At 56.1% G+C, this 22,776-nt stretch carries 22 protein-coding genes and 1 tRNA gene; 16 read left to right on the top strand and 7 right to left on the bottom strand.

The window, feature by feature from the left end; translation table 11 throughout:
- Nucleotides 1-59: 59 nt before the first annotated feature.
- The 4 genes from UH5x_RS24560 (at nt 60) to UH5x_RS24545 (ending at nt 3,277) form a co-directional block, all read left to right on the top strand.
- Nucleotides 60-653 carry an exopolysaccharide biosynthesis protein gene (locus UH5x_RS24560; protein WP_047817210.1) on the top strand — a complete coding sequence of 198 codons (594 nt, stop codon included), beginning with the start codon at nt 60-62 and terminating at the stop codon, nt 651-653.
- A 370-nt stretch (nt 654-1,023) separates the two neighbouring features.
- Nucleotides 1,024-1,902: a YciI family protein gene (locus UH5x_RS24555; RefSeq protein WP_482633983.1), complete on the top strand. Its 879-nt coding sequence runs from the start codon at nt 1,024-1,026 to the stop codon at nt 1,900-1,902.
- A 90-nt stretch (nt 1,903-1,992) separates the two neighbouring features.
- Nucleotides 1,993-2,466 (top strand): DUF1579 domain-containing protein, encoded by a 474-nt coding sequence (locus UH5x_RS24550; RefSeq protein ID WP_482633982.1) that lies wholly within the window; start codon nt 1,993-1,995, stop codon nt 2,464-2,466.
- A gap of 49 nt (nt 2,467-2,515) precedes the next feature.
- Nucleotides 2,516-3,277 (top strand): YciI family protein, encoded by a 762-nt coding sequence (locus UH5x_RS24545; RefSeq protein ID WP_482633981.1) that lies wholly within the window; start codon nt 2,516-2,518, stop codon nt 3,275-3,277.
- 274 nt (nt 3,278-3,551) lie between these two features.
- Here the strand turns inward: UH5x_RS24545 and UH5x_RS24540 are convergent, their stop codons facing one another.
- Both UH5x_RS24540 and UH5x_RS24535 read right to left on the bottom strand, forming a co-directional pair.
- Complete coding sequence (locus UH5x_RS24540) at nt 3,552-4,811, bottom strand: RNA polymerase sigma factor (protein ID WP_482636067.1); 1,260 nt, start codon at nt 4,809-4,811, stop codon at nt 3,552-3,554.
- A 132-nt stretch (nt 4,812-4,943) separates the two neighbouring features.
- Nucleotides 4,944-5,186, bottom strand: coding sequence for a hypothetical protein (locus UH5x_RS24535; RefSeq protein ID WP_008658394.1), 243 nt, complete (start codon nt 5,184-5,186; stop codon nt 4,944-4,946).
- A gap of 255 nt (nt 5,187-5,441) precedes the next feature.
- Here UH5x_RS24535 and UH5x_RS24530 point away from each other — a divergent pair, with 255 nt between their 5' ends.
- From UH5x_RS24530 to UH5x_RS24475, 12 genes are all read left to right on the top strand, one after another.
- Nucleotides 5,442-7,328, top strand: coding sequence for an alpha-amylase family glycosyl hydrolase (locus UH5x_RS24530; protein ID WP_482633980.1), 1,887 nt, complete (start codon nt 5,442-5,444; stop codon nt 7,326-7,328).
- Between the two features lie 550 nt (nt 7,329-7,878).
- Nucleotides 7,879-7,952: transfer RNA gene (locus UH5x_RS24525), tRNA-Arg, on the top strand.
- 307 nt (nt 7,953-8,259) lie between these two features.
- Nucleotides 8,260-8,652 carry a group I intron-associated PD-(D/E)XK endonuclease gene (locus UH5x_RS24520; RefSeq protein WP_482633979.1) on the top strand — a complete coding sequence of 131 codons (393 nt, stop codon included), beginning with the start codon at nt 8,260-8,262 and terminating at the stop codon, nt 8,650-8,652.
- Nucleotides 8,653-8,925: 273 nt separating this feature from the next.
- The gene (locus UH5x_RS24515) at nt 8,926-10,047 is read left to right on the top strand and encodes a hypothetical protein (protein ID WP_482633978.1); all 1,122 of its coding nucleotides are present in this window, start codon (nt 8,926-8,928) and stop codon (nt 10,045-10,047) included.
- A gap of 61 nt (nt 10,048-10,108) precedes the next feature.
- Entirely contained in the window at nt 10,109-10,462 is a 354-nt protein-coding gene (locus tag UH5x_RS24510) for a hypothetical protein (RefSeq protein ID WP_482633977.1), read from the top strand.
- A gap of 595 nt (nt 10,463-11,057) precedes the next feature.
- Entirely contained in the window at nt 11,058-11,477 is a 420-nt protein-coding gene (locus UH5x_RS24505) for a hypothetical protein (RefSeq protein ID WP_236696705.1), read from the top strand.
- A gap of 51 nt (nt 11,478-11,528) precedes the next feature.
- Nucleotides 11,529-11,825: a hypothetical protein gene (locus UH5x_RS24500; protein WP_047817187.1), complete on the top strand. Its 297-nt coding sequence runs from the start codon at nt 11,529-11,531 to the stop codon at nt 11,823-11,825.
- Between the two features lie 1,051 nt (nt 11,826-12,876).
- Nucleotides 12,877-13,479 (top strand): transglutaminase-like domain-containing protein, encoded by a 603-nt coding sequence (locus UH5x_RS24495; RefSeq protein WP_482633976.1) that lies wholly within the window; start codon nt 12,877-12,879, stop codon nt 13,477-13,479.
- A 127-nt stretch (nt 13,480-13,606) separates the two neighbouring features.
- Nucleotides 13,607-13,897 carry a hypothetical protein gene (locus UH5x_RS24490; RefSeq protein WP_150122705.1) on the top strand — a complete coding sequence of 97 codons (291 nt, stop codon included), beginning with the start codon at nt 13,607-13,609 and terminating at the stop codon, nt 13,895-13,897.
- A gap of 201 nt (nt 13,898-14,098) precedes the next feature.
- Nucleotides 14,099-15,352, top strand: a complete 1,254-nt coding sequence (locus tag UH5x_RS24485; RefSeq protein ID WP_482633975.1) for an HlyD family secretion protein — start codon at nt 14,099-14,101, stop codon at nt 15,350-15,352.
- Nucleotides 15,353-15,377: 25 nt separating this feature from the next.
- Complete coding sequence (locus UH5x_RS24480) at nt 15,378-16,667, top strand: prenyltransferase/squalene oxidase repeat-containing protein (RefSeq protein WP_482633974.1); 1,290 nt, start codon at nt 15,378-15,380, stop codon at nt 16,665-16,667.
- Nucleotides 16,668-17,221: 554 nt separating this feature from the next.
- Nucleotides 17,222-18,625, top strand: a complete 1,404-nt coding sequence (locus UH5x_RS24475; protein ID WP_482636066.1) for an alkaline phosphatase D family protein — start codon at nt 17,222-17,224, stop codon at nt 18,623-18,625.
- Between the two features lie 1,245 nt (nt 18,626-19,870).
- On the opposite strand, the gene UH5x_RS24470 is transcribed toward UH5x_RS24475, so the two are convergent.
- From UH5x_RS24470 to UH5x_RS24450, 5 genes are read right to left on the bottom strand one after another with little or no spacing between them, the layout of a single operon-like run.
- Nucleotides 19,871-20,674 carry a hypothetical protein gene (locus UH5x_RS24470; RefSeq protein ID WP_482633973.1) on the bottom strand — a complete coding sequence of 268 codons (804 nt, stop codon included), beginning with the start codon at nt 20,672-20,674 and terminating at the stop codon, nt 19,871-19,873.
- On the bottom strand, nt 20,671-21,564 hold the full coding sequence (locus UH5x_RS24465; protein WP_047817194.1) for a DUF1559 domain-containing protein: 894 nt from the start codon (nt 21,562-21,564) through the stop codon (nt 20,671-20,673). The genes UH5x_RS24470 and UH5x_RS24465 overlap by 4 nt, the downstream gene beginning before the upstream one ends.
- Entirely contained in the window at nt 21,561-21,947 is a 387-nt protein-coding gene (locus UH5x_RS24460) for a hypothetical protein (RefSeq protein WP_482633972.1), read from the bottom strand. Before UH5x_RS24460 ends, UH5x_RS24465 begins: the two co-directional genes overlap by 4 nt.
- On the bottom strand, nt 21,944-22,453 hold the full coding sequence (locus UH5x_RS24455) for a PulJ/GspJ family protein (RefSeq protein ID WP_482633971.1): 510 nt from the start codon (nt 22,451-22,453) through the stop codon (nt 21,944-21,946). Before UH5x_RS24455 ends, UH5x_RS24460 begins: the two co-directional genes overlap by 4 nt.
- Nucleotides 22,450-22,767 (bottom strand): hypothetical protein, encoded by a 318-nt coding sequence (locus UH5x_RS24450; RefSeq protein WP_482633970.1) that lies wholly within the window; start codon nt 22,765-22,767, stop codon nt 22,450-22,452. Before UH5x_RS24450 ends, UH5x_RS24455 begins: the two co-directional genes overlap by 4 nt.
- Nucleotides 22,768-22,776 lie beyond the last annotated feature (9 nt).

The raw sequence follows: 22,776 nt of genomic DNA, 5'->3' as shown, positions 1-22,776 counted from the left end.
TGCACGGACTGCCTGGTTCAAGAGCCCTTTCGTTCACGATTGCTTTCAAAGGATTGGAGATGAGTACCGATCACAACGCCCCCATCGAACAAATCATCCATCAGATCGATGAAGTCGCCGAGAACAACGAACAAGTGAAATTCGGCCAGGTCATGGACGCTGTTGGACGAAAGTCGTTCGCCTCGTTGCTGCTGATTGTGGGCGCGATCATGGTGTTGCCTGGCCCCGCAGATATTCCGGGCGTCCCCGTGTTGCTGGGTTTGCTGGTGGTCATCCTGTGCGGCCAAATGCTGGCTGATGCCGACCACGTTTGGATCCCTGGTTGGATGGAACGATGGGAGATCGGTCAAAGCAAAGTCCAGAAAATGTTGGACTGGTTGCGGAAGCCTGCTTCCTGGATCGACAGCATGACCGCTCAGCGATGGACTTGGATGATGAATCACGCCACGATCAGCACGCTGGCGGTGGCCGCGATTCTGGTGGCGATGAGCACGCCGGTTTTGGAATTCATTCCATTCAGCGCCAACTTGGCCGGAGGAGCCATCTTCGCGTTCGCGTTGTCAATCTTGGCTCGCGATGGTTTGCTGGCGGGAGTTGCTGTCTGCATCGCGCTGGCCACGTTTGGCTTGGTGGGATACCAGTTGCTTGGGTGAGTCACCTTTGCCAGCCTAGTGGTCTGTCAAAGTTAAAAGTCAGGGTTGTTCGTAGTGGACGAGGCCACGAGTCCTTGGTTTTGACGCCAGTTCAGGACTCGTCGCCTCGTCCACTACCCTAAAAACAAGTCGAGACAGACTACTACCACGCCGTGGCGTCTGGGCACTGGCCACGCTGATTCACTCGTCCTCCGGCCGGAACCACCTTCGCAGAAAAAGTTTGCTTTCTTTTTGCCGCTGATGTCGATCGTCGACAGACGAAATCGACTATCTAAGAGTCACCGCCAAATCCACTGGGTTGGGAAGGTGATTCATTCGGTTCACGTGAACATTTTTCGAGTGAAGCAAACATCCCGAGGGAGGAACATCAATGCGAGTCATAGTGATGGTGAAGGCGTCCGAAAGTTCAGAAGCGGGGAAGATGCCCGACGAAAAACTGCTAACCGACATGGGGAACTTCAACGAAAAGCTGGTCGAAGCCGGGATCATGAAAGCCGGTGAAGGATTGAAGCCGAGCTCCCAGGGAGTTCGCGTCCACTTTCAAGGAAGCGACCGAACGGTAACGGACGGACCATTCGCGGAAACGAAAGAACTGATCGCTGGCTATTGGATCTGGGAAGTCAGTTCGATGAGCGAAGCGATCGATTGGGTGCGGCGTTGTCCGAATCCGATGATGGAAGACTCGGACATTGAGATTCGTCCGATCTTTGAGATGGCAGATTTCGGCGACGAGATGACGCCGGAGTTGCGAAAGCAGGAAGCTGCCATTGAGCGAAAAACGCAAAACGACGCGGAAGCCGACGTACGACGAATGGTTCATCAATGGAACACGGCTTTGGAAGCTCGCGACTACGATGGTTTGGTTGCCAACTACACCGAAACCTCTGTGCTGTACGGGGGCATTCCACCGTACCAGACCGTTGGGGCACAGAACATTCGCAAGCTTTGGGAAGGTTGCTTGCCGCACTTTCCTGAATTCAAATCGGTTCACCAAAATCTGACGTTCGAGGTCGGCGACGATGTCGCTTTCCTTCATGGCTTGCATCAATTCCAAACCTCTCCGGCGGATCATCCTGCCGGGCAATCCTGGATGAGAGTGACGACTTGTTTTCGGAAAATGCACGGGCAGTGGAAGGTGTTGCACGAACACGTGTCGTTGCCCTTCAATCCGATGACCAATGAGGCATGGAAGATCAAAGATCCCGCTGTTTTGGACGAGCCCTCGTATGGTGCAGATGCCTGCACTTGAGAACCGACGATCGTGACGCACCGAGTCCGTGTTGCGATGGTTTGAATGGTTGTTTTTGTTTGCCCACCTCCTTCAACATTGAGTCTGTTTATGTTTGCCAAACCACAATCCGAGCACCAATGGCTCGAGCAAATCCTCGGCGAATGGGAATTCGACCACGACTGCAAAATGCCGGATGGTTCCAGCACGACCACGCACGGCAAAATGTCCTGCCGATCGCTGGGAGGCATGTGGGTGATCTGCGAGAGCGGCGGTGAATCTGCCGAAGGCGAACCTTGGTCGTCAATCATGACGCTGGGGTTTGACACAGCGGACGGTCACTACGTCGGGACCTTTGTAGGATCCATGATGTCGAACATTTGGCCGTACGAAGGCTGCTTGGACGAGTCCGGCCAAAAGTTGCTGCTGAGCTCGCGTGGTCCTGCTTTCGACGGGGCAGGAAAAGCGAACTATCGAGACACGATTCACATCCTCGATAAAGACACGTGGATGATGACCAGCGAACTGCAAGACGAAAACGGTCAGTGGGTTGAGTTCATGAGTGGCAAGCACACACGTTGCTAGCGGGTTGTTGACTTGACGCACACACATTCAAGCGAAGTGAGAGAATGACATGAAATACATGTTGATGATTTACGGGGCGGAGCAAGGTTGGACGGAAGACGAGCGTGAACGCTGCATGCTGGATTCGATGGGGATCTGCGATGAGTTGGCGGTGGAGGGCAAATGGCTGGATTCTTCGCCGCTTCATTCCGTCACCACGGCAACCAGTGTTCGTGTGAGAGAAGGCAAGTGCGAAGTGACGGACGGTCCGTTCGCAGAGACGACCGAGCAGTTGGGTGGGTACTACATCATCGATGTGCCCTCGCGCGACGAAGCGGTCGCGATCGCGAGTCGGTTGCCACCAGCAAAGAAGGGAACCGTTGAGATTCGTCCCTTGCTGCCAGTTCCAATGCCGATGCCATCGTTGAGCGAGGATCTGATTTCGCTGCGAACGAAGGAGACCAATACCGGGAAAGACTACATCGTTCTGCTTTACGCTGCCGAAGGAGCCTGGCCACCGGAAGAACACTCCGCTGCGTTGGAGGAATCCATTCGTCTGTGCCATGAACTGCACGAACAAGGCTGCTATCGAGATGCGGCACCGTTGCAGTCGCCGACGACCGCGACATGCGTGCGGGTGCGCGGCGGCATTCAGGAGGTTGTCGACGGCCCATTTCCGGAAACCAAGGAACAACTCGGCGGCTACTTCTTGATCCACGTCGGGGATCTGGATCAAGCGATCGCGGTCGCGTCAAAGATCCCGGGGGCCAGACGAGGCACGGCGGAGATTCGGCCACTGTTTCCGCTGCCGGTGCCACATCGGTCAGGTTGAGTTCGGCTCGTTGCGACAGTTCAAGCGTGCGTGGTGGGACGAGTGATCGAAGGCGGTTATGAGAGTTGTGTGTGGGAACCGGGGTCTATCGCCCAATGGCACTTGCTTTAGAACCAATCGAGGGGATTTTGTTAGCGAAACGGCGCAAATCGTCTGGTAAATCGTGGGTGTTTTCCGGCGTGTCACCGGACGGCTCGCGCCGTTCCGCTACAAAGTAGATCGCATTCGGCTATCGCCCAACGGCTGATGTAGGCGTTGATTCTCGGATGCGTGATCAACTGCCGAGGGCGCCTTTTAGGATTGCCAGCTTCTGACTCAAGAATCTTTGTTCCGGGGCATTCATTGCTAGCGAGAGTGCTTGTTCGAACGCTTGAATGGCGTCTTCAGGCTTGCCCATCCTTCGCAGCAATTCGCCTCGCGCGGAGTGGGCCAAGTAGTGATCGCGAAGATGGCCGGCATCGAGAATTGCTTCGATTTGCTGCAAGCCTTCCGCTGGCGTGTCTCGCATTGCAATGGCGACGGCGCGATTGAGTTCGACGACCGGCGAGGGCTGGATTCGCAGCAACACGTCGTACAGCGCAACGATCTGTGACCAGTCGGTCTCACTGGCTCGTACGGCTTCGGCATGCACGGCCGAGATTGCTGCCTGAATCGTGTAGGTTCCAATCCGCCGAGTACGGAGCGAACTCTGCAACAACTGACTGCCTTCTTCGATCAAGTTCCGGTCCCACAAAGAACGATCTTGATCCTCCAGCAAAACGATGTCGCCGTCTTCATTCACTCGTGCGTTGCGACGCGACTCGTGCAACAACATCAACGCGAGCAAACCTGCGACTTCGGGATCGGGCAGGAGTTCCAACAACAGCCGAGCCAACCGGATGGCTTCCGCTGACAGATCGGCTCGCAGCAGCGTGTCGCCGCTCGAGGCGGAATAGCCTTCGTTGAACACCAAATAAATGACGGACAACACCGCGTCCAAACGCGAAGGCAGCTCGGACAGTGTCGGGATCGAAAATGGGATCCCCGCGTCGCGAATTTTGGCTTTGCCACGGACGATCCGCTGAGCCAACGCGGACGGAGCGGTTAAGAACGCTCGCGCGATCTCCTCGGTCGTCATCCCACAAACTTCTCGCAAGGTCAGCGGGACCTGGACTTTTTGGTCGATCGCAGGGTGGCAGCACGCGAAGATGAGTCTCAATCGATCGTCCTGAATGTCCTGCTCGGCGACCGCATGGTTGGCGGATTCAATTTGGTCGATTCGCCGAACCAGTTCCGGTTGCAAATCATCGAAGCGTCGTCGGCGGCGAATGCGATCGACTGCCTTGAAACGCCCCGTCGATATCAACCAAGCCGCTGGGTTGTCCGGAATTCCATCGTGGCCCCACTTCTCCATCGCGGCGGCGAAGGCGTCGTGCATCGCTTCTTCCGCCAAGTCAAAATCGCCCAAAACCCGAACCAGCGTCGCGAAAACTTTTCTCGACTCGGTTCGGTAGATGCGATCGATTTGGTTGGAGACTGCTTGGGCGGAGCTCATCGGCGGCGGGACTTGCCGTCCTTCCGGTGTCACGGGGCAAAGCGATGAGCATAGTCCAAACGCGTGTTTCAACGCGAGATCGTCCGCGGGCTTGAAACCTCATCGCAGCCAGTTGTTTCCTAGAAGATTCGACTACGGGTTGGTCTCAACTGGTTCGCGATCGATGCTGGCGTCGATATTTCCTGCCGCACGGTCGATTGCGTTGGCGGCACCGTCAGCAGCATCTTTGGTTGTCTCGACGAGGGACGATGTGTCTTGCTTCATTTTATCCGTGTCGACTCGAACCGATGGATCGCCATCGTCCGATGTGAATCGCAACCAACCAACGACCGCCATCAGCAGAACGATTGCGACAACAAAAATGAGGGCACGCATGGGATTTCTCTTGGTGAGGTAGAATGGCTGGCCGCCGAGGCTTTCTCGGTGGCCGATTTTGATTCAGTTTGGAATGCGACGTGACGACGGACCGCCACGCTCGAGGTTCGATGCCAATGCAAGTGGCATACCAGCATCCGAATCCGCGGATGCGATCGATTCCGTTCCGAGGAAGTGACGCGGTTGCAAAGACGTGGCACGAGAATTGCCATCTCCAATCCGGCTCGAGAAAATTGGCTCCGGTTGAGTCGTGCGATGTTTGATTCGCTGCACCGGACAGTTGCTCAGCGTTTGATCGTCATTGAAGGGCGTGAGATGGGACAGACTGCGTTGTTGGATGGAATGGAAGATAAGGCGGCTGAACCGTCGCAAGTCGCCAAGTCAGGAATGGGGGCCATCGTCCACGACGACGGAGTTGCGTTCCGAGTCTGGGCACCCAACGCGGATCGCGTGAGCGTGGTCGGCACGTTCAACGCTTGGCAGGCAGACGCCACGCCGCTGAAGCGAGAAGAGCACGGGACTTGGTACGTCGACGTTGCCAAGGCGAAAGCGGGTGACGAATATAAATACAGAATCACCCGAGGCGACAAATCCTTTGATCGCATTGACCCGTACGCCCGCGAAGTCACCAACTCCATCGGCAACGCGGTCGTCTACGAAGACACATTCGATTGGAAGCATCCGACCTTTCACCGGCCGGCACAGAATGAGTTGGTGATCTACGAGATGCACATCGGAACGTTTCATCGAGACGATCCCGATCAACCGGGGACGTTCTCCGATGCGGTTGCGAAGTTCAAGCATCTCAAAGAGCTCGGAATCAACGCGATCCAGATCATGCCAGTCGCCGAGTTCGCTGGCGATTTGTCGTGGGGATACAACCCAGCGCACATCTTCGCGGTTGAGCAGGCTTATGGTGGTCCGGACGCGTTGAAAGCGTTCGTCGACGCAGCACATCAAGCTGGTTTTGCGGTGATCATCGACGTCGTCTACAACCACTTTGGCCCCAGCGATTTGGATTTGTGGCAGTTCGACGGTTGGAGTGAGAACGACAAGGGCGGCATCTACTTCTATCAAGACCATCGCTCCAACACGCCTTGGGGCGACACGCGACCCGACTACGGTCGTGGCGAAGTTCGCCAGTTCATCCACGACAACGCAATGATGTGGATGCGGAAATACCATGCTGATGGTTTGCGGTATGACATGACCGCCTACATTCGCACGGTCTCCGGTATCGGCAACGACGACATCGCGGAAGGCTGGGGATTGATGCAGTGGATCAACCGCGATTTGCGAAACGAGTTCCCGGGGTGTTACTTGATCGCGGAAGATTTGCAGACCAACAACTGGTTGACCAAGACGGAAGATCAAGGCGGTGCGGGCTTCACAACCCAGTGGGACGCGGCCTTTGTCCACCCGATCCGTACCGCGGTGCAAGAGATCGACGATGCACATCGAGACATGTGGGCGGTGCGAGACGCGTTGTGTCATCGATACAACGGCGACGCTTTCCAACGAGTCGTGTACAGCGAATCGCATGATGAAGTCGCCAACGGCAAGTCTCGCGTTCCCAGCGAGATCGATGCGGAGGATCCTGAAAGCCGGTTTGCAAAGAAACGAACAATCCTGGCAGCAGCTTTGGCTCTGACTGCACCGGGAGTTCCGATGTTGTTTCAAGGCCAAGAGATGTTGGAAGACGACTGGTTCGAAGACACAGATCCGCTCGAGTGGGAACGGACTCGCCGCCTTCGAGGAATCAAACGTCTGTTCCGTGATCTCATTCAATTGCGATTGAACAAAGACGGTTTTTCAAAAGGATTGACGGGGCAACACATCGTGATGCATCACGTCAATGAAAATGACAAGGTCGTCGCGTTCGTACGGCGGGCTGAGGATCCTCAAGACGACGTTTTGGTGCTGGCCAACTTTGCCAATCGTTCTTGGGATCAATACGAAATCGGTTTTCCCGATTCAGGGGATTGGCAATTGAAACTGAACACCGATTGGTCGGGCTACGATCAAGACTTCGACGATCACCCGGTTGAACATGTCGATGCGACGGACCAACCGTACGACGGTCTGGGTGCGAGAGCCGAAGTTTCGTTCGGTGCCTACGCGGTTTTGATCTACACGCGCTGAGCTATCCCGGCAGATCGGCTTCGTGCCGCGTTTTCTGGCGTGGTGTCCGGCTGGGTTTCGGAACCAGGAACCTTTCACGAAGAAATGAAATGTCGGGGAAGGTTGCGCGACGTTGAGGAACGTGGTTCAGGCGGACGCGAGGGAAAGGGCCCTTGCAGGGACGCTGGGTGGTGCCTCGCTCACCGGCTTGTTGATTCACCGGCTTGTCGATTGAGTCGTCAACGAGGTTTCAACGCATGTAGGATGGGCACTCTTGCCCCGTCACAGTTGCGGATGTCGGCCAAGAGAGGCCAACCGACAGCAAAATCGACACCCCGTCACGCTTCGGGTTTCCATTGTCTGGCTTGCTGGAACGGGGGGAAACCGCTGACGTTGCCCAAAATGGGGAGCGTCGATAGACTGTCGCTGCACCGCCCGAACACACCATTCGGGCCGTGTTCCGCCTTGCCAACTCGACCATGGTTTCACTCCATCTGTCGCGTTGGTTTGCATTCGCTGGCTCCTTTTGCCAAGCCGAACGCTGTGCCCATCCAACGCACAAGCCGCACTCGCGCCCATAGCTCAGCTGGATAGAGCAACGGACTTCTAATCCGTAGGTCGGTGGTTCGAATCCACCTGGGCGTGCTTCTTGCGCTTGGATTTCTCTCTCTCCGTGGTGTCATGGCGGCTCGCCTCGCTCGCCCGACGCTTCTGATCTGGCTCTCACAACCATTCCAGACCGCAAAATCGGAATTTGTTCCTTGGCGATCCTGGCACCTCAGGTCTCCCCGAACAGGATTCCTTTTTCCTCTCTTGAGAGGGGAAGGTAGGTTTGCGTGCGACCGCATATCTGCCGGTCAGCCTGTCATCCGTGGATGATTTGCGTTCGACGGTTTCTTGGCGAATCGGTCCCGCGTGAATCGAGACACTCAATGGAAAGCGCACCCAATCCTTGCCCGTTCGCAAAACCACGATTCTCGCCACAACTCACCAAACACTGAAGAACATCGCGGTCGAGAGTTTGATTGCTTCTTGGTTGATGCACGATGGCTGGCAGGTTTTTAGGCCGATGCTGGACCATGCGCACAAAACAGATCTATTGATTTCAGACGGCCCCCATTTCCATCGCATTCAAGTGAAAACGTTCGAGAAAAAAAAGGGACAGGAATTCACCAACTGCTGGTCTCCTTGCCCGGTCGATTACGTCGTCTTCATGGTTCGCAATGGCAACTGGGGCGTGATCACGCCCGGCTTCACTGAAAAGCGAAGGCCGATCGATCACAAGGAACACCGCAAATTCGAGAAGAAGAAGCGTGACTTCTTGTGTGCGTTTCATCAGATCTGACCGGATGGGGGCGATCTGGTTGTGAAGGTTGTTTTTCGATGCCTGGCGCCATTCGAGTTTCCACAGGCAGTGGCCCCGTCGAATCGCCAGAAGGCTCCCTGCCCGAAACCCCGAGATTGACTAGCATGGTGCACCGAGAGTTGTTCACGGGAATCCAAAATGACGCCCGTTGCCAGTCAAATCCATTGCCCTCCAAAGATATTTATCGTGCCGTACACCCGATTTTTCATCTGCTCCGTCTTTGCGTTACTCGCCGGAATTCCAATCAATGGAATGGCCCACGAAGGTCACGACCATGGCGATGCCGCCGAGACATCCACGGAATCCGCCGCTGCGTTTGACCCAACCGCTCCAACGAACAAGTTCCAAGCGAACGGCAAAACGTATCGTTGGGAACACCGGGCTGATCTTGGCAAGCAATCCGAAGCCATGTTCAACGCCGCAAAAGGCGGGCTGCACAACAACGCCGACCGGGATTTGCTGACGGGTGAGATCGTGACCGTGGTCGCCAAGCACGGGCTGGTGACGCTTGATCCCAAGTTGAAAGAATGGACGTTGGTCGACGACCAAAACGCCGTGTTCTCCGGCGGCATGAACGCTCACGGAACCGACTGTTTCGTACTGGACGGCGAATCGCACTGGGCATTTGCATCCACGAACACCCAACAAGTGTTCGTGACCAAACGCGGGAAAGTTCTTGCGACTCTGTCTCAGCCCAAGGGAGACGAATTCGACAACCCAACGGTCAACGAATACTTCCAGGCCGGCGGACGATTCACTCCTTGTGATGTCGTCTTTCTACCTGAAGCAAAACGATTGGTGGTTGTCATCGGTTACGCTCCTGGCGACTTTGCGTTGTCAGCCGAATTGGTGGACGGCCAGTGGCAATGGGGCGGCCCGGCATGGGGCGGACGAGAAGGCAACGGTGGCATGCTGAACACCGGCCATGGTGTGCAAGTTGCCACCGAAGGCGGGCGTGAAATCGTTGAAATTGCTTCTCGTTCTCACGGACGCATTTTCTCGTTCACACCCAATGGAGCACAAATCCGAACACCGGGTGCTGACAAGGATTACTTCATCCAACTGCCCAAGGGTTCGAACCCTTGCAACCTCTTCAATGTGGGCGACAACATGTTTTTGCCGCTGTTGAACTCACTGCCCAAGACCAATGGATCGGCGCCCGTGTTGGTGTTGGAAAACGGCAAGCCAGCCGGTGCCCTGGTGCCTGCGACCTACGACACGTTGAACTTGATGCAGCACATGCACGGTTTCTGCCCTGTCGAAATCGATGGCAAACTGTTCGGCATTGTCTTGTCATGGCGTAACGGTGGCGAGAATGCAAATGGCAAACCCAACGACGGTCAAATCGCGATTTTCGAAGCCGTCGAAGAGTAAGTCTGTCCTCTTGGCAGTGGACGTTTTCGTATCGCAGTCGCGGATTTGATGGATCGATGTCATGACCAGCTACCAACCGATTTTGATCTGGTTGCTGTTTGCGTTGATCTCAATTCCGCTGGCGGGGGTGGCTTGGAGTGCTCGCAAACAGTCGCGTCAACTGATGGCGACGACCGACTTCACTCCCAAGACAACTTACGAAGGTCCGTTGGTCGAAGATGATGATGGGACCCGTTCGCAAACCCTCACCGTATCGACGGTGACGTCAATTTCGGCCTGGCAAGTCGTTCGGCTGGGGCCGTTCGCCATCGTGGTGCACGCCCGGGAGTGGGCGGCCAATGCGGTTCTGCTGGCGATCGTTCTGATGGGAATTGGTTTGGCTGGGTTGCTGCACTTCCCCACCCAATCCCCCTAGTGGTTCGTCACGACTTATTTTTAGGGTAGTGGATGAGCTTTTAGGGTAGTGGACGAGGCCACGAGTCCTGAACTGGCGTCAAATCCAAGGACTCGTGACCTCGTCCACTACGATCAACCCTCACTTTTAGCTGTGACAGCTTTCCGAAGCGGCCAGCGCCCAAAATCTCGAGTGATCCAGCCTGACAAGGAAGCGTCAGTCAGCAAGCGTCTGGCATTGAGCAGGTCAGCAAGAGTCATTCGGCATTTGAGATATTTTGGTACGCGTTGTGGCTCCCACGTACAACCGGGGCTAACGCCCAAACGGCTCACATGATTAAGCCCGATCATTCCTGCCGTCCGGTACTAGTGGTCTGTCAAGACTTGTTTTTAGGGTAGTGGACGAGCTTTTAGGGTAGTGGACGAGCTTTTAGGGTAGTGGACGAGGCCACGAGTCCCGAACTGGCGTCAAATCCAAGGACTCGTGGCCTCGTCCACTACGATCAACCCTCACTTTTAGCTGTGACAGACCACTAGGATCATGTTTTAGCGAAACGGCTCCCACCTTCCCCTTGGATGTTCTCATGCAAAGAAGACACTTCCTTTCGATCTCTGCCATGACGGCCGCTGCCTCGGTGACCGGTTGTGGTTCAGGCGAGGTGACGAAGCCGATTGTTGCTTCAGCGGAGCGAGTGGCATCGGAGGTCGAAGAAGCCGTCGAAGAAACTTCGACCGAAAACTTGGAACGCTATCGCGTTGCCTTGCGAGGCTACGAAATCGTGTCGGGAATGATTGGCCCACGAGTGTTCTTCTTGCCATATCCTGGGATGCGAATTCTTTCCGTGGTGATCGTGGCCACCACGGTTTCTGCGAAGTTGGCGATCAAGTACATCGACACCGAATTGATTCAGCGACAGTTTGAAGAAGAGCTGACCGACGAAGAACGCTCGCTGGTCGAGTCCGATGGCCACGTCCGATTTGAAACTGAAAGCGGTGTCTCAGAGACGGTCATGCTGGGACCGAGCGAGTACGTCTGAGTTCCATTCATCGACCACCGGAAATCCCTGAGCTCAGCATCGGAGCCAATCTTGAAAGCCCCCCGCCCCACCATCACTCTCTGGTTCAATGTTCTGCTGATTTTGTACTCGGCGGGGACGGGGTTCATCACGTTCGCGTTTTCGGACAAAGCCCAGAACGTTCCCATCCAAGGCTTGGTGCTCACATCGTTGATCGATTTTGTTCGCTACCTGATCATGATGTTCATTTCCGCATGGTTCATTCGCGAATTCTGGAATCGCTTGGTCGCGGATTTGTTCACCGTGCGTCTGATCGCCTATCGCGAGGCCATCACCATGGTCGTCCTCTTGGGTTTGTTCGGTTTGTGATCGAACAACCATGGATTGCCGACTGGCAATTTGACTCGTCCCAGTCGGGGCAATAAGATCCTGTGATCGCTTCCCTTTCGTGACCATGGTCGACGGAGTGCCTTCGGCGAACTTTCCAGTCCATTTGTTTGTTGGAGAATTCAGCCATGCACCTTTCTGTCGGTATCCCTGAGCTCATCGCGCCCTTCGTTCTCGGGCTTCTTTCACTGCTTTTGCGGTGGCGTCGGAGCAAGCATCTGCAAACGGCGGCGATTGCCTTTGCCTGTTCCTGCGGTGCGACCTTGCTATCGCCTGCGGACCTTGCATCAACGTTGATCTTCACCATCGCGTTCTTTCTGTGTTTCCAACTTGGCACGCGTTCCAAGCATCCGGTGAAAACAGACGAGACGATGGAAAAGGACGTCGACCAATCACAATCGAGCTGGACGAATCCGCTTCGATTGGGAGCCGTGGTGGCTGCTCTTGGAGTCGCCTTCTTCGCATTCGGACAAATGCAACTCTGGCAGCAGGCCACCGAACCGCTGGCCCATCACGTTTTCCGAGCATGGGCAGCCAGTTGGATTGGAACCATGCTGCTTGTACTGTCAGCTACTTGGTGGGGCTACCATTTCGCGAGCCGACAAGTGCTGGTTAAGAAAGACGTCTCCAGTTGACCGCAATGGGGCAACGCGTGAGAAACGAATGACGCAACGGACGAGGCGACGAGCTGTTGATTGCTCGCAGTTCTTTTACGCCGGAGGCGTTGCAGCAGGTAGCCGGCGGTCGAGCGAAGCGAACACCGCCGGAGACGCGGTGAAAGACTCCCTGGCCGACCCCGAAGGTGGTCGCACATCGGCCAGATTGAATTCTGCGACGCCCTATCGGGGTCGAAACGCGATGGTGTCTTCCCATGATCCGTAGGTGCGCTACGCGACCTACGGCTACCGTCTTAAATCCCTCACGGGATAGGATTCTCACTTGTGGGCAATCGACACCTTGCTGATTTGTCCACTAAACACTCGCCAGTTGTTCTTCACACGTTTACCTCCCATTACCGTCCAACGGAACCCACATGAGTTCATCTCCCAATCCAGACGACTACCTGGGGCATTGCGAGGACATTGATGCTGACCATCCAGACATCATCGAGCGCGCCCAAAAGTTGGCGGGTGCGTCGATCGAAGAGACCGCGAAAAACTGCTTTGAGTTTGTGCGTGATTCGATCCAGCACACGGGAGACGAAGAGCGAAATCCGGTGACGTGCCGAGCTTCGGATGTGCTGTGGCATGGGATCGGATACTGCTACGCCAAGAGCCATTTGCTGTGTGCCTTGTTGCGTGCCAATCAGATTCCCGCGGGGCTTTGTTATCAGCGTCTCTCCATCGACGGCGACGGAGCTCCGTTTTGCTTGCACGGGCTCAACGCGGTCCATTTGCCCGACCATGGTTGGTATCGGATCGACGCTCGCGGAAACAAACCCGGTGTGGACGCTCAATTCATTCCTCCCCGAGAACAGTTGGCGTTTGCAACTGACATGGCAGGAGAACGGGACCTGGATGAGATTTGGCAGACGCCACATCCTGCCGTGATCGAATGCCTGCGGAGACATGAAGACTGGCTGGAATTGTCGCAAGATTTGCCCGATCAAGATTTGCCCGATATCGAAGAACGGTGAATGGCGTGCTGGAAACAGTACAATGGACGGTGCGGTCTTCGTTTCGGCGGTTGCAAAGATTGAGCCTGAACGACGTCGACGGCATTCGGATTTCATTTCAAACGTCCAAACTGAGCGGGGATTCCACATGCCAAACCCTTTCAAAACACGTGTGCAGTGCATCGCATTCCTTGGTGTCTGTGTGGCGGTCGGTTTCAGTTGTGCTGCCTCGATAGCAGTCGCGGAAATCTTCATGCCTGAGAACGCAGCCGGGCAACAAGGCGTGGCCACTTTCTATCGGACTTTCACACCGATGGCGGTCGTGTGGACCTTGCTTGGCATTTGGGCACACGCGTGCATGCCTCCTCGCGTTTGCGGACCGGATGACACGGAATCGAGAGAGGGGGCCGGCCCCTTGCCGCAAACCGCAACGCGCTGATGGCCCGCACTGGCTTGCTTCAGGGGATCTGAACGGACTCCTTGGATTTCAATTGATTGATTTGGCGGTGGATGGAGATACTCTGAACAGCCATGCTTCGAATTCGGCTGTGTGCCGCCTCTGTTGGAACCGCACCCTAAAGCCGACGAAAAGCATCCCGCCAATTACTGTCGTCCCGCATCGCCCTGAGAGAATGGCATCATGAAGTGTTTGTTTGATCTGATGACCCGAGCCGTCATCGTCACGTTCTGCGTGAGCCTTGCGTCCAACTCGATTTTGGCCCAAGACACTCCTGAGAAGGCCGCTCAGCCTGAGACAAAGAAGACGACGGACGACACAGACGAGGTCACCGTCAAAGTGCAAGGGACGTTCGAGTCGACTCAAAGCTGGGAACTGAGCCACGGGTTGGATCAGTTTGGTGAACTTGAAATCAAGAAAATCCTTCCGCATGGCACCGAAGTCAAAGAAGGCCAGACCGTCATTTGGTTCGACACCGAATCGATCGACAAAAAACTGTCCGCCGCCGAGATTGACATTCGCTTGGCCAGAATTGCTGCCGACGACGAACAGTTTGCTCATGATCAATTCGTTGCCGCTCAAAAACTCGATCGCCAAGATGCAGAGCGGGCACGTCAGGCTGCCAAGCAGGCCTATGACAACTACATGCAATTCGATCGCGATCGAAAAATCAAAAGTGCTGAATTCGACATCAAGATGTCCCAAGCCTCACTGGACAACGCGGCCGAGGAACTGAAGCAACTTCAGCAAATGTACGACGCCGACGACTTGACCGAGGAATCCGAGGAGATCGTTCTCAAACGCGCCAAGCAGTCCGTCGAGTCCGCTCAGTTTCGATTGGAAAGCACCGAGATTCGTTCCAATCGAACCCTGAAACAATCCATTCCTGCCGAAGAAGCGCGAACCGAGGCCACCTGGGAACGCGCCCAAATGGCGTACGAGAAAACCCTTCGCAATCTCGAGAGTGCGAAAAAGAAACGCGACCTGGAACGCCGCAAGGCCGCGGATGCCTTGTCCGAAAAGGAAACGGACTTCGAAGAACTCCGCGAACAACGCAAGTCGATTGTCATCCAGGCTCCCGGCAAAGGGATCCTGCTGTATGGAGAACTGAATCGAGGCGCACTCAATGCCAAGCCGAGCCCGATCAAGGTGGGGTCGAAAGTCTCCACCGATCAGGTCATCGCCACCGTGGTTCAGCCAAACAAGATGCGAGTTCGCTTGACGCTGAGCGAGGCTGATCTGGCCGGCATTCAAGTGGGCGACTCATGCGTTATCAAGCCAGCGATTGCCCCGAAGGAGGAGGTCAAGGGCAGCATTGATTCGATCGCATCGGTGCCGTTCATGGGAACGAAGTTTGATGCAACAGTGAAGATCACAGGCAAATTGCCCGAAGCGGTGAAACCGACGATGACCGCGACCGTTGAATTGACGAAATGATCGTGATCATCCTCGGGAAAATGCTATGAATATCAAGCAAACGGATCGCCCGGTCGCGACGACCAGGATTGCTCTGCGGGTTCGCCTTTTGTCGCTTCGCGTCGTCTTGATGCTGAGTGCCTTTTGTCTGCTAGTACACAGCGAGACATTGCCAGCGGAAGACGTGGCTGCGGTGAAGCCCTTTGATTTGTCACGCACTCCGGTGCCGCCAGAAATCGACGCCCCCACCGAATCGGAAATCCGCGCCGCGATCGTTCGCGGGGTGCAGTTCATGCTCGATGACCAGAACCCGAACGGTTCCTGGGGATCACCCACGCGGACGAAAGGCCTGAACATTTACGCCCCGACGCCCGGAGCCCACCATGCGTTCCGAGCCGCGACCACGTCGCTGGGAATCGCGGGGTTGATCGACACACTGGAACACCTGCCTGAGAACACACCGGAAAAAAATCTACGGGCGCAAGTCCGCGATTCAGTCGAACGAGCTGAGACGTGGCTGTACCGCGAATTACCGAAATTACGACGAGCAGATGGTTCGGCCATGTACAACGTCTGGGGTCATGGCTATTCGATCCAAGCACTCGTGCGGTTGCATGGTTGGCACAAAGGCGATGCGGATCGCCAAGCGAGCATCGTCAGCCTGATCGAAGACCAATTCGAAATGCTGCAGCGTTACGAATCGGTCGACGGCGGCTGGGGCTATTACGACTTCCGCTACCAAGCCGACCAACCAACCTCCTCGTCGACCAGCTTTGTCAACGGTGCCGTGTTGGTGGCACTCAAGGAAGCCGATTCCATCGGGGTGACTCCGCCAAAACGCATGGTGGATCGCGCCGTCGCAGCTTTGGGCCGACAACAGAAACCCGACTTCAGCTACTTGTACAGCGAAGACTCTCAGTACCGACCGATGCGAGAGATCAACCGCCCCGGCGGGAGTCTCGGTCGGTCCCAGTGCTGCAATGCAGCAATGCGATTGTGGGGCGATTCCCAAATCACCGACGACGTCGTGAAGGTCTGGCTGTGTCGACTCTATCTGCGCAACGGCTGGCTCGACATCGGCCGCAAGCGGCCGGTTCCCCACGAAGCTTGGATGCAGGTGGCTGGCTACTTCTACTACTTTGGTCACTACTACGCCGCAGTGGGAATGGACTTGTTGCCCGAAGAGGAACGTGCGCCGTATCAGTCGATGTTGGCCAAGCTGATGCTCGACCGTCAAGAATCCGATGGCTCGTGGTGGGACTACCCGCTGTACGACTACCATCAACCGTATGGCACCGGGTTTGTCCTGATGACGCTGGACGCCTGCTTGCCGTGAACGCGAAAAAGCCCAAGCGTTCGACCACGAGAAAGTTCAAACGCAGTGGAGGAGGCGACCGGCGCGTTCTCACCCCTCTGCGACTCCGCGTCTCTCCGCCTCTGCGTCCCATTTCAATCGCGATCGCATCAGTCCTCTCGATGCGTTGAAGCTGGCACGCAAACAGTGGAGAACAACTGTTCAAAGCAGGTACGCAGGAGTCATGGGGTATGTGAGCCGTTGGCGTTCGCCACGGTTTTCACGCACAACCGGGGCTAACGCCCAAACGACTCACATGGTTGTGCTTGATCATTCCTGCCGACTTTTGTTCCGTGTGCGAAACCCAACGCTTCAGCGCCCGCCTCCACCCAATCCAAACTCAAACAGTTCGAAACAGACCTTGGGTCGGTACCTTGCGAGACGGAACAGTTGAGGACAACTGTTCTACTCTGACGATGCCGGAGCCGCTTGTTCCGGCCCACTGGCATTCTCGCGCATCCGGCTGTGATAACATGGTTGCCCCACCTTGAAACGGGCCACGCCAGACTCTCTCCCAGAACGCCACCATGAAGAGAATGTTGTCCGGGATCCTCCTTGCGATCCTTCCTGCCGCAACGGTTTCCCTCGCCAAACCACCGATCCCAACGCCCCGCGAAACGCCGGTGGTGGGCGACATGGACCACTACTTCCTCGAGTCCATGTACGACCTCAAGGAGTCGGACGCTGGGTTGCAACACGTGGTCGATTCACCTGCGTTTCGTGAGTTGGTGGCGAAGCATGACCTCAAGCTTCTGGGCGGCCCCATGTTGGGCTGCGTCACCGATCACAGTGCCCGGATCTGGGTCCGGACAACGCAACCCGCCAGCGTGCAAGTCGTGATGGATGGGCAGTCCAGCGAGGTCGTCCAAACCTCGGCGGAGATGGACTACTCGGCACTCCTGGACCTCGAAAATCTGCAGCCTTCGACGTCGTACACCTACGACGTTTTGGTCGATGGACAAAGCGTGTTCGCCGACCAGCAACCAACCTTCCAGACTTATCCGTCCAAGGACGAGAAGGCAACGTTCAGCGTCGCGTTTGGCGGCGGAGCCCGCTACAACCCGCCGAAGGAAAAGATCTGGGATGTGATTGCGGGGCGTTCGCCGGAAGCGATCCTGTTGCTCGGTGACAATGTCTACATCGACCAACCCAAGTCGCGCACGAAGCAGCGTGTGCACTACTACCGTCGGCAACTGCGACCTGAGTTTCAACGCCTGACCGCGTCGACGTCGGTGTACGCGGTCTACGACGATCACGATTTGGGCGTGGATGACTCCTCGGGTGGCCCCCGCAAATTCAAACCGAGTTGGAAATTCGAATCCTGGAAAGTCTTCCGTGAAAACTGGAACAACCCATCGTACGGGGGCGGCGATGAACTTCCCGGTTGCTGGTTTGATTTCTCGATTGGGGACGTCGACTTCTTCATGCTCGACAATCGCTACTATCGATCGTTTGAAGACGGGACGATGCTGGGCCCGGAACAAAAGGAATGGTTGTTGGCGAAGTTGAAAGCATCGGATGCCACGTTCAAAGTTCTCGCTTCAGGGACGCTGTGGACGGAGCACGCTGACAAAGGCGGGAAAGATTCTTGGTGGGGCGTGAAGGAAGAACGCAACGAAATCTTTGACTTCATCGACCAAGAGAAAATCGGCGGCGTGATTCTGCTGTCGGCTGATCGACACCGCACCGACGTGTACAAGATCGAGCGTCCCAACGGCTACGACTTGTTCGAGTTCGAGACGTCGAAGATGACGAACGATCACACGCATCCCACCAAAGAAAAAGCCGTCTTCTCTTACAACGAAGGCAACTTCTTTGGGATGTTGCGATTTGATTTGGAGAAGGCCGATCCAGAAATGACGTTCCAGTGCATCACGATGGAAGACCAACAGGTCTACGAGATGACCTTGAAACGCAGCCAACTGCAGGCGGCAGAGTGACGCGACGAAATTCGATCGTTTCAATCGGTCTCGTCAATTGAGTCGTCCACAACGTTTCAACGAATGTAGGATGGGTACTCTTGCCCGTCAGAGTGGCGGACGTCGGCCAAGAGTGGCCAACCGACAGCAAATTCCACAAACCGGTCAGCGAGGCCCACGCGGCATGCCCGACGCCGGCCCCGTCCGGGGCGAGGATCGCCGCCATGATGCACGTTCGGTACGCACCCCGTCATCGCCTCCACCGTCCAGATTTTGAAATTTACAATTTACAATTTCACTTTTTCAATCCATCCCCCATCGCATCCCTCGCCACCTGTCGCCGCTCCGCGGCTTGTCGAGCGAGATCGTGACACCCAAGACCTCGGGTTGAAAACCCGAGGCTAACAACTGTCACCGCTCCGCGGTTGCTAGAACACCGAACCCCCACATCCAGTCGCGGAGCGACGGAAGACGAAAGCCTTGGGTTTTCAACCCAAGGTCACACACCAACGACACACAAGTCCTCAAGTCGCGGAGCGAAGACAGTTGATTGCAGCCCCGCCACCGAACGACCCACCGGTTCGCATCCTCGTACGATGGGCTTCCAAGCCCGTCGAATCGAAACCCCAACGCGTCACGGCTCGTCGATTGAGTCGTCCACGACGTTCTAACGAATGTAGGATGGGTACTCTTGCCCGTCAGAGTGGCGGACGTCGGCCAAGAGTGGCCAACCGACAGCAAATTCCACAAACCGGTCAGCAAGGCCCGCGCGGCATACCCGACGCCGGCCCCATCCGGGGCGACCGTCCGTGGTCCGCCATCAGTCTCGGGGCTCCCGCCCCGAGCTAAGGAAGCCGGCCCCATCCGGGGCGAGGATCGCCGCCATGATGCTCCTTCGGTACGAGCCCCGTCATCGCCTCCACCGTCCAGATTTTGAAATTTACAATTTACAATTTCACTTTTTCAATCCATCCCCCATCGCATCCCTCACCACCTGTCGCCGCTCCGCGGCTTGTCGAGCGAAATCGTGACACCCAAGACCTCGGGTTGAAAACCCGAGGCTATCAACTGTCACCGCTCCGCGGTTGTTAAAACACCGAACACCCACAACCAGTCGCGGAGCGACGGAAGCCGGAAGCCTTGGGTTTTCAACCCAAGGTCACACACCAACGACACACAAGTCCTCAAGTCGCGGAGCGACGACAGTTGTTCGCCCCGTCGCCGAATGATCCCCGGTTTGTGCCGGTCGTTGGTCTGCTTTTTATTTCAGATCGAACGAAACCACTTGTGTCCGCTTGATCTCAGCAGCAACACGTACAGCATCGCGAACAGATAGAAACCGATGAAGGTGCCGCTGACGATCATCGCTTGCTCGTCGGCGTTGCCGCTTTCCATGTCCACGATCAACAGGACCACAAAGGGTTGGCCGATGAGAAGCGGAATCAGCCCAAAGATCCAGGCCCATTGGCGGCTCAACAGTGTGAGTAAAAGCAGTGTCCAACCGACGGCGAGACTGAGCACCAGCGTGATCATCCCTTGGGACAAATCCATCCAGATACCGGCGATTTTGAAAAGCACATTGGCGACCGCGATCGTGAACGCCATCCCCAGAATCTGCCGGATGTTGCGTTGGCCGGTCGGAGGAGTCTTCCCTCGATAAATGGGACGCCGAAACCATTGCCAAATTAGAAATGGCCCCAAGCATGAAAGGCCGGCCACAAGCATCAACTGCGTCGCGATCGATGGCATGGACAGCCACGCCAATGCAATCACGATCGCATCGACGAGCAGGAAGCACCCCACGCCCATTTGACAACGTCGTGTACGCCTTCTGGAACGGCCTTCGGCAGGCACATGAATCAGCGAGCACCAAGTGCCCAACGCAACCCAACTCGCGGTGAGTCCACCAAGTGAACATGCCAGAAACAACTGGTTCTCGTCCGCTAAATCCTTGAGATTCTGCAACCCGCCGAAGCTTGCCGCAACAATTGAGAGAACGACCGACCAAACCAAGCACCATCCCAACAGCACCCCATCGACTTGATCCTCCTCCGGCAACGAGTCATTCATTCCAAACTCTGCTCGCGAAGAGACTCGATCGATTGAAACTGAAGTGGCAATTCACCGTCACGACGGTCGGCCATTTGCTGCAAGATCCGCGGGTCGGTTTGCGCCGACTGGAAACGAACTTCGCCAGATCCAAACAAGAAGTGGACACCGCCGGGATGGCGACTGCCGACCGAACCCACTGCTGACGCCGGTGGTTTGGCAAAGCGATCGTCGACGGTTTGGATTCCCCCACCGACATTCCGCAGCGTGGCGCGGGTCCCGCTCAACCATCCCAGATCATCGAGTGGCAACAACTTCTCTGAAACGAAGGCGGTGTTCGCCAATCCATCCGTCACATCGTCACGCGTGATCGCGACGTTGAGAAGGAAGACGCCATGGTCGCTCTCATCGATGGATTTTTCAGTCGGATGGTGCAACCCAACATAACTGCTGGCGTTGTCCGGCGTTCTCGCGGCAGATGGACACTGAACATGCGGGACACTCAATGCCAACACAGGCCGATTGGCCTCGTCGTAAACACTGACCGAACGAAGGATGCGATCACCAATGACGGGTTGGTCCATCAAGTCCATCAACCGCCCTAACCAATTGTGATGGTTCCCCACCGCGGTGCTGGCGATTGGTCCGGCGATCCCATCGTTTGGATCCAAGACCGTTCCCACGGGAAAGTGCATCCAACGATCGTGATAGCTTTGGATTGCCAAACCAATCGGGAGCATTTTCGATTGGCAGGACGCACGCCGGGACGTTTCGCGAATCGATTGGAGCGCCGGAGTGAGCATCCCAACCAGGACCCCGATGATCGCGATCGTGACCAGCAATTCGACCAAGGTGAAGCCGTGCTTTGTGCTGCCGAAACAAGCGAGAGGTTTTGACTGGCGAACGTTCATGAGTTGCCTCGTTGTAGACGTCGGATCGACATGCCAGGCTGGTTGTTGCGAACCAAAGTGGCTTCGATTTGGTTGGGTGGTTCACTGGAGGTGATGACTTTCACATCGATCCAAACTCCGGCGTCTTCGTCAACAGGCAGCCGAAGGTCGAATTCGAGCTCGTCGCCCAGCGTCTGAGCGGTCCGGATCGCGGATTCGAGCAACGCGACGGATTGATGATGCAGGTCATGTCGTCGTGATTGGGTGGCTCGTCCTCCCGTCGCGATGGCGAACGTTCCAACCAACAAGGCCAGCGCGAGCACCAACCCCATGGCGGCTAAACCGCGGCGAATTGGCAAAGGATGTCGGCGATGAATCCGGCGACGGGCGTGTGTCAAAATCAAGGGGACATCCTCGGGGCAGCCAGGATTTGAATCGGTTGAGTGGGACGATCAGGCAGTGCAACGGTTAGCTCGACGAGCGATGTTTCTCGATCGGAATCGGTGTCGTCTTGCGAAAGTGGCTGCAACCGGAGCTCGACCTGAGAACTTTCGTTGATCAGGTAGCGGTCGGATGCTTTCAACGAATCTTCAGTGGATTGGCCAATGGACTCAACGGTGCGAGCGAAAGCGGGTTCGGAACCGAAGTCGTACACGATTCGTGAATTAGAATCGCTGAAGTCGAGGATCAACTGCGCCCCCTCCACTTCGACTTGGTTGGCATCCGCAACATCCCGCCGGATGTCATTCGCCAATCGTCGAATCTCTTGCCGGTCGAGCGCGGCCGTCGTTGCGTGCTGGCTGCTGGTGCGCATCAACGACACCAACCCCAGCGTCCCGCCCAACATGGCGATGACGAGGGCCAGCGTGACCAGCGTTTCAATCAGGGTGAAGCCGTGTCGTTGATTCATTCGTTCGGCTCCATTCGCCACATATGATGCTGCAGCGTTTGCGAATGGACGGTGGTTTGGATCGTCAAATGCAAACCGTCTCGGGAATCCGTTTCAAAGGGCTCCATTTGGATCTGAACACTGGAATCCGGGTCACGTTGCTCGACGACGCCCGCCAGGTCGTCGTAGGGAATCAATGACAGTCGTTGGGCTTCATTTTCAATGGCAAGCTGGCGTTCCAGACGATCGGTGGAGACACGATCGAACGCTCGTCCACTGTGATGCATTTGCACCGCGAACCCAGTCGAAATGGCGAGGAACGCAACCCCAGCCATGGTTTCCAT

Source organism: Rhodopirellula sp. UH5 (genome assembly GCF_056839225.1).
The sequence above is the reverse complement of the archived record's forward strand: the minus strand, read 5'-3'. Positions and strand labels throughout refer to the sequence as shown.

Bases quoted from the DNA above. Each gene is read 5' to 3' on its own strand.
- UH5x_RS24560 (WP_047817210.1), top strand. From the start codon at position 60: ATGAGTACCGATCACAACGCCCCCATCGAACAAATCATCCATCAGATC.
- UH5x_RS24555 (WP_482633983.1), top strand. From the start codon at position 1,024: ATGCGAGTCATAGTGATGGTGAAGGCGTCCGAAAGTTCAGAAGCGGGG.
- UH5x_RS24550 (WP_482633982.1), top strand. From the start codon at position 1,993: ATGTTTGCCAAACCACAATCCGAGCACCAATGGCTCGAGCAAATCCTC.
- UH5x_RS24545 (WP_482633981.1), top strand. From the start codon at position 2,516: ATGAAATACATGTTGATGATTTACGGGGCGGAGCAAGGTTGGACGGAA.
- UH5x_RS24540 (WP_482636067.1), bottom strand. From the start codon at position 4,811: ATGAGCTCCGCCCAAGCAGTCTCCAACCAAATCGATCGCATCTACCGA.
- UH5x_RS24535 (WP_008658394.1), bottom strand. From the start codon at position 5,186: ATGCGTGCCCTCATTTTTGTTGTCGCAATCGTTCTGCTGATGGCGGTC.
- UH5x_RS24530 (WP_482633980.1), top strand. From the start codon at position 5,442: ATGTTTGATTCGCTGCACCGGACAGTTGCTCAGCGTTTGATCGTCATT.
- UH5x_RS24515 (WP_482633978.1), top strand. From the start codon at position 8,926: ATGGCCCACGAAGGTCACGACCATGGCGATGCCGCCGAGACATCCACG.
- UH5x_RS24510 (WP_482633977.1), top strand. From the start codon at position 10,109: ATGACCAGCTACCAACCGATTTTGATCTGGTTGCTGTTTGCGTTGATC.
- UH5x_RS24505 (WP_236696705.1), top strand. From the start codon at position 11,058: ATGACGGCCGCTGCCTCGGTGACCGGTTGTGGTTCAGGCGAGGTGACG.
- UH5x_RS24495 (WP_482633976.1), top strand. From the start codon at position 12,877: ATGAGTTCATCTCCCAATCCAGACGACTACCTGGGGCATTGCGAGGAC.
- UH5x_RS24490 (WP_150122705.1), top strand. From the start codon at position 13,607: ATGCCAAACCCTTTCAAAACACGTGTGCAGTGCATCGCATTCCTTGGT.
- UH5x_RS24485 (WP_482633975.1), top strand. From the start codon at position 14,099: ATGAAGTGTTTGTTTGATCTGATGACCCGAGCCGTCATCGTCACGTTC.
- UH5x_RS24480 (WP_482633974.1), top strand. From the start codon at position 15,378: ATGAATATCAAGCAAACGGATCGCCCGGTCGCGACGACCAGGATTGCT.
- UH5x_RS24475 (WP_482636066.1), top strand. From the start codon at position 17,222: ATGTTGTCCGGGATCCTCCTTGCGATCCTTCCTGCCGCAACGGTTTCC.
- UH5x_RS24470 (WP_482633973.1), bottom strand. From the start codon at position 20,674: ATGAATGACTCGTTGCCGGAGGAGGATCAAGTCGATGGGGTGCTGTTG.
- UH5x_RS24465 (WP_047817194.1), bottom strand. From the start codon at position 21,564: ATGAACGTTCGCCAGTCAAAACCTCTCGCTTGTTTCGGCAGCACAAAG.
- UH5x_RS24455 (WP_482633971.1), bottom strand. From the start codon at position 22,453: ATGAATCAACGACACGGCTTCACCCTGATTGAAACGCTGGTCACGCTG.
- UH5x_RS24450 (WP_482633970.1), bottom strand. From the start codon at position 22,767: ATGGCTGGGGTTGCGTTCCTCGCCATTTCGACTGGGTTCGCGGTGCAA.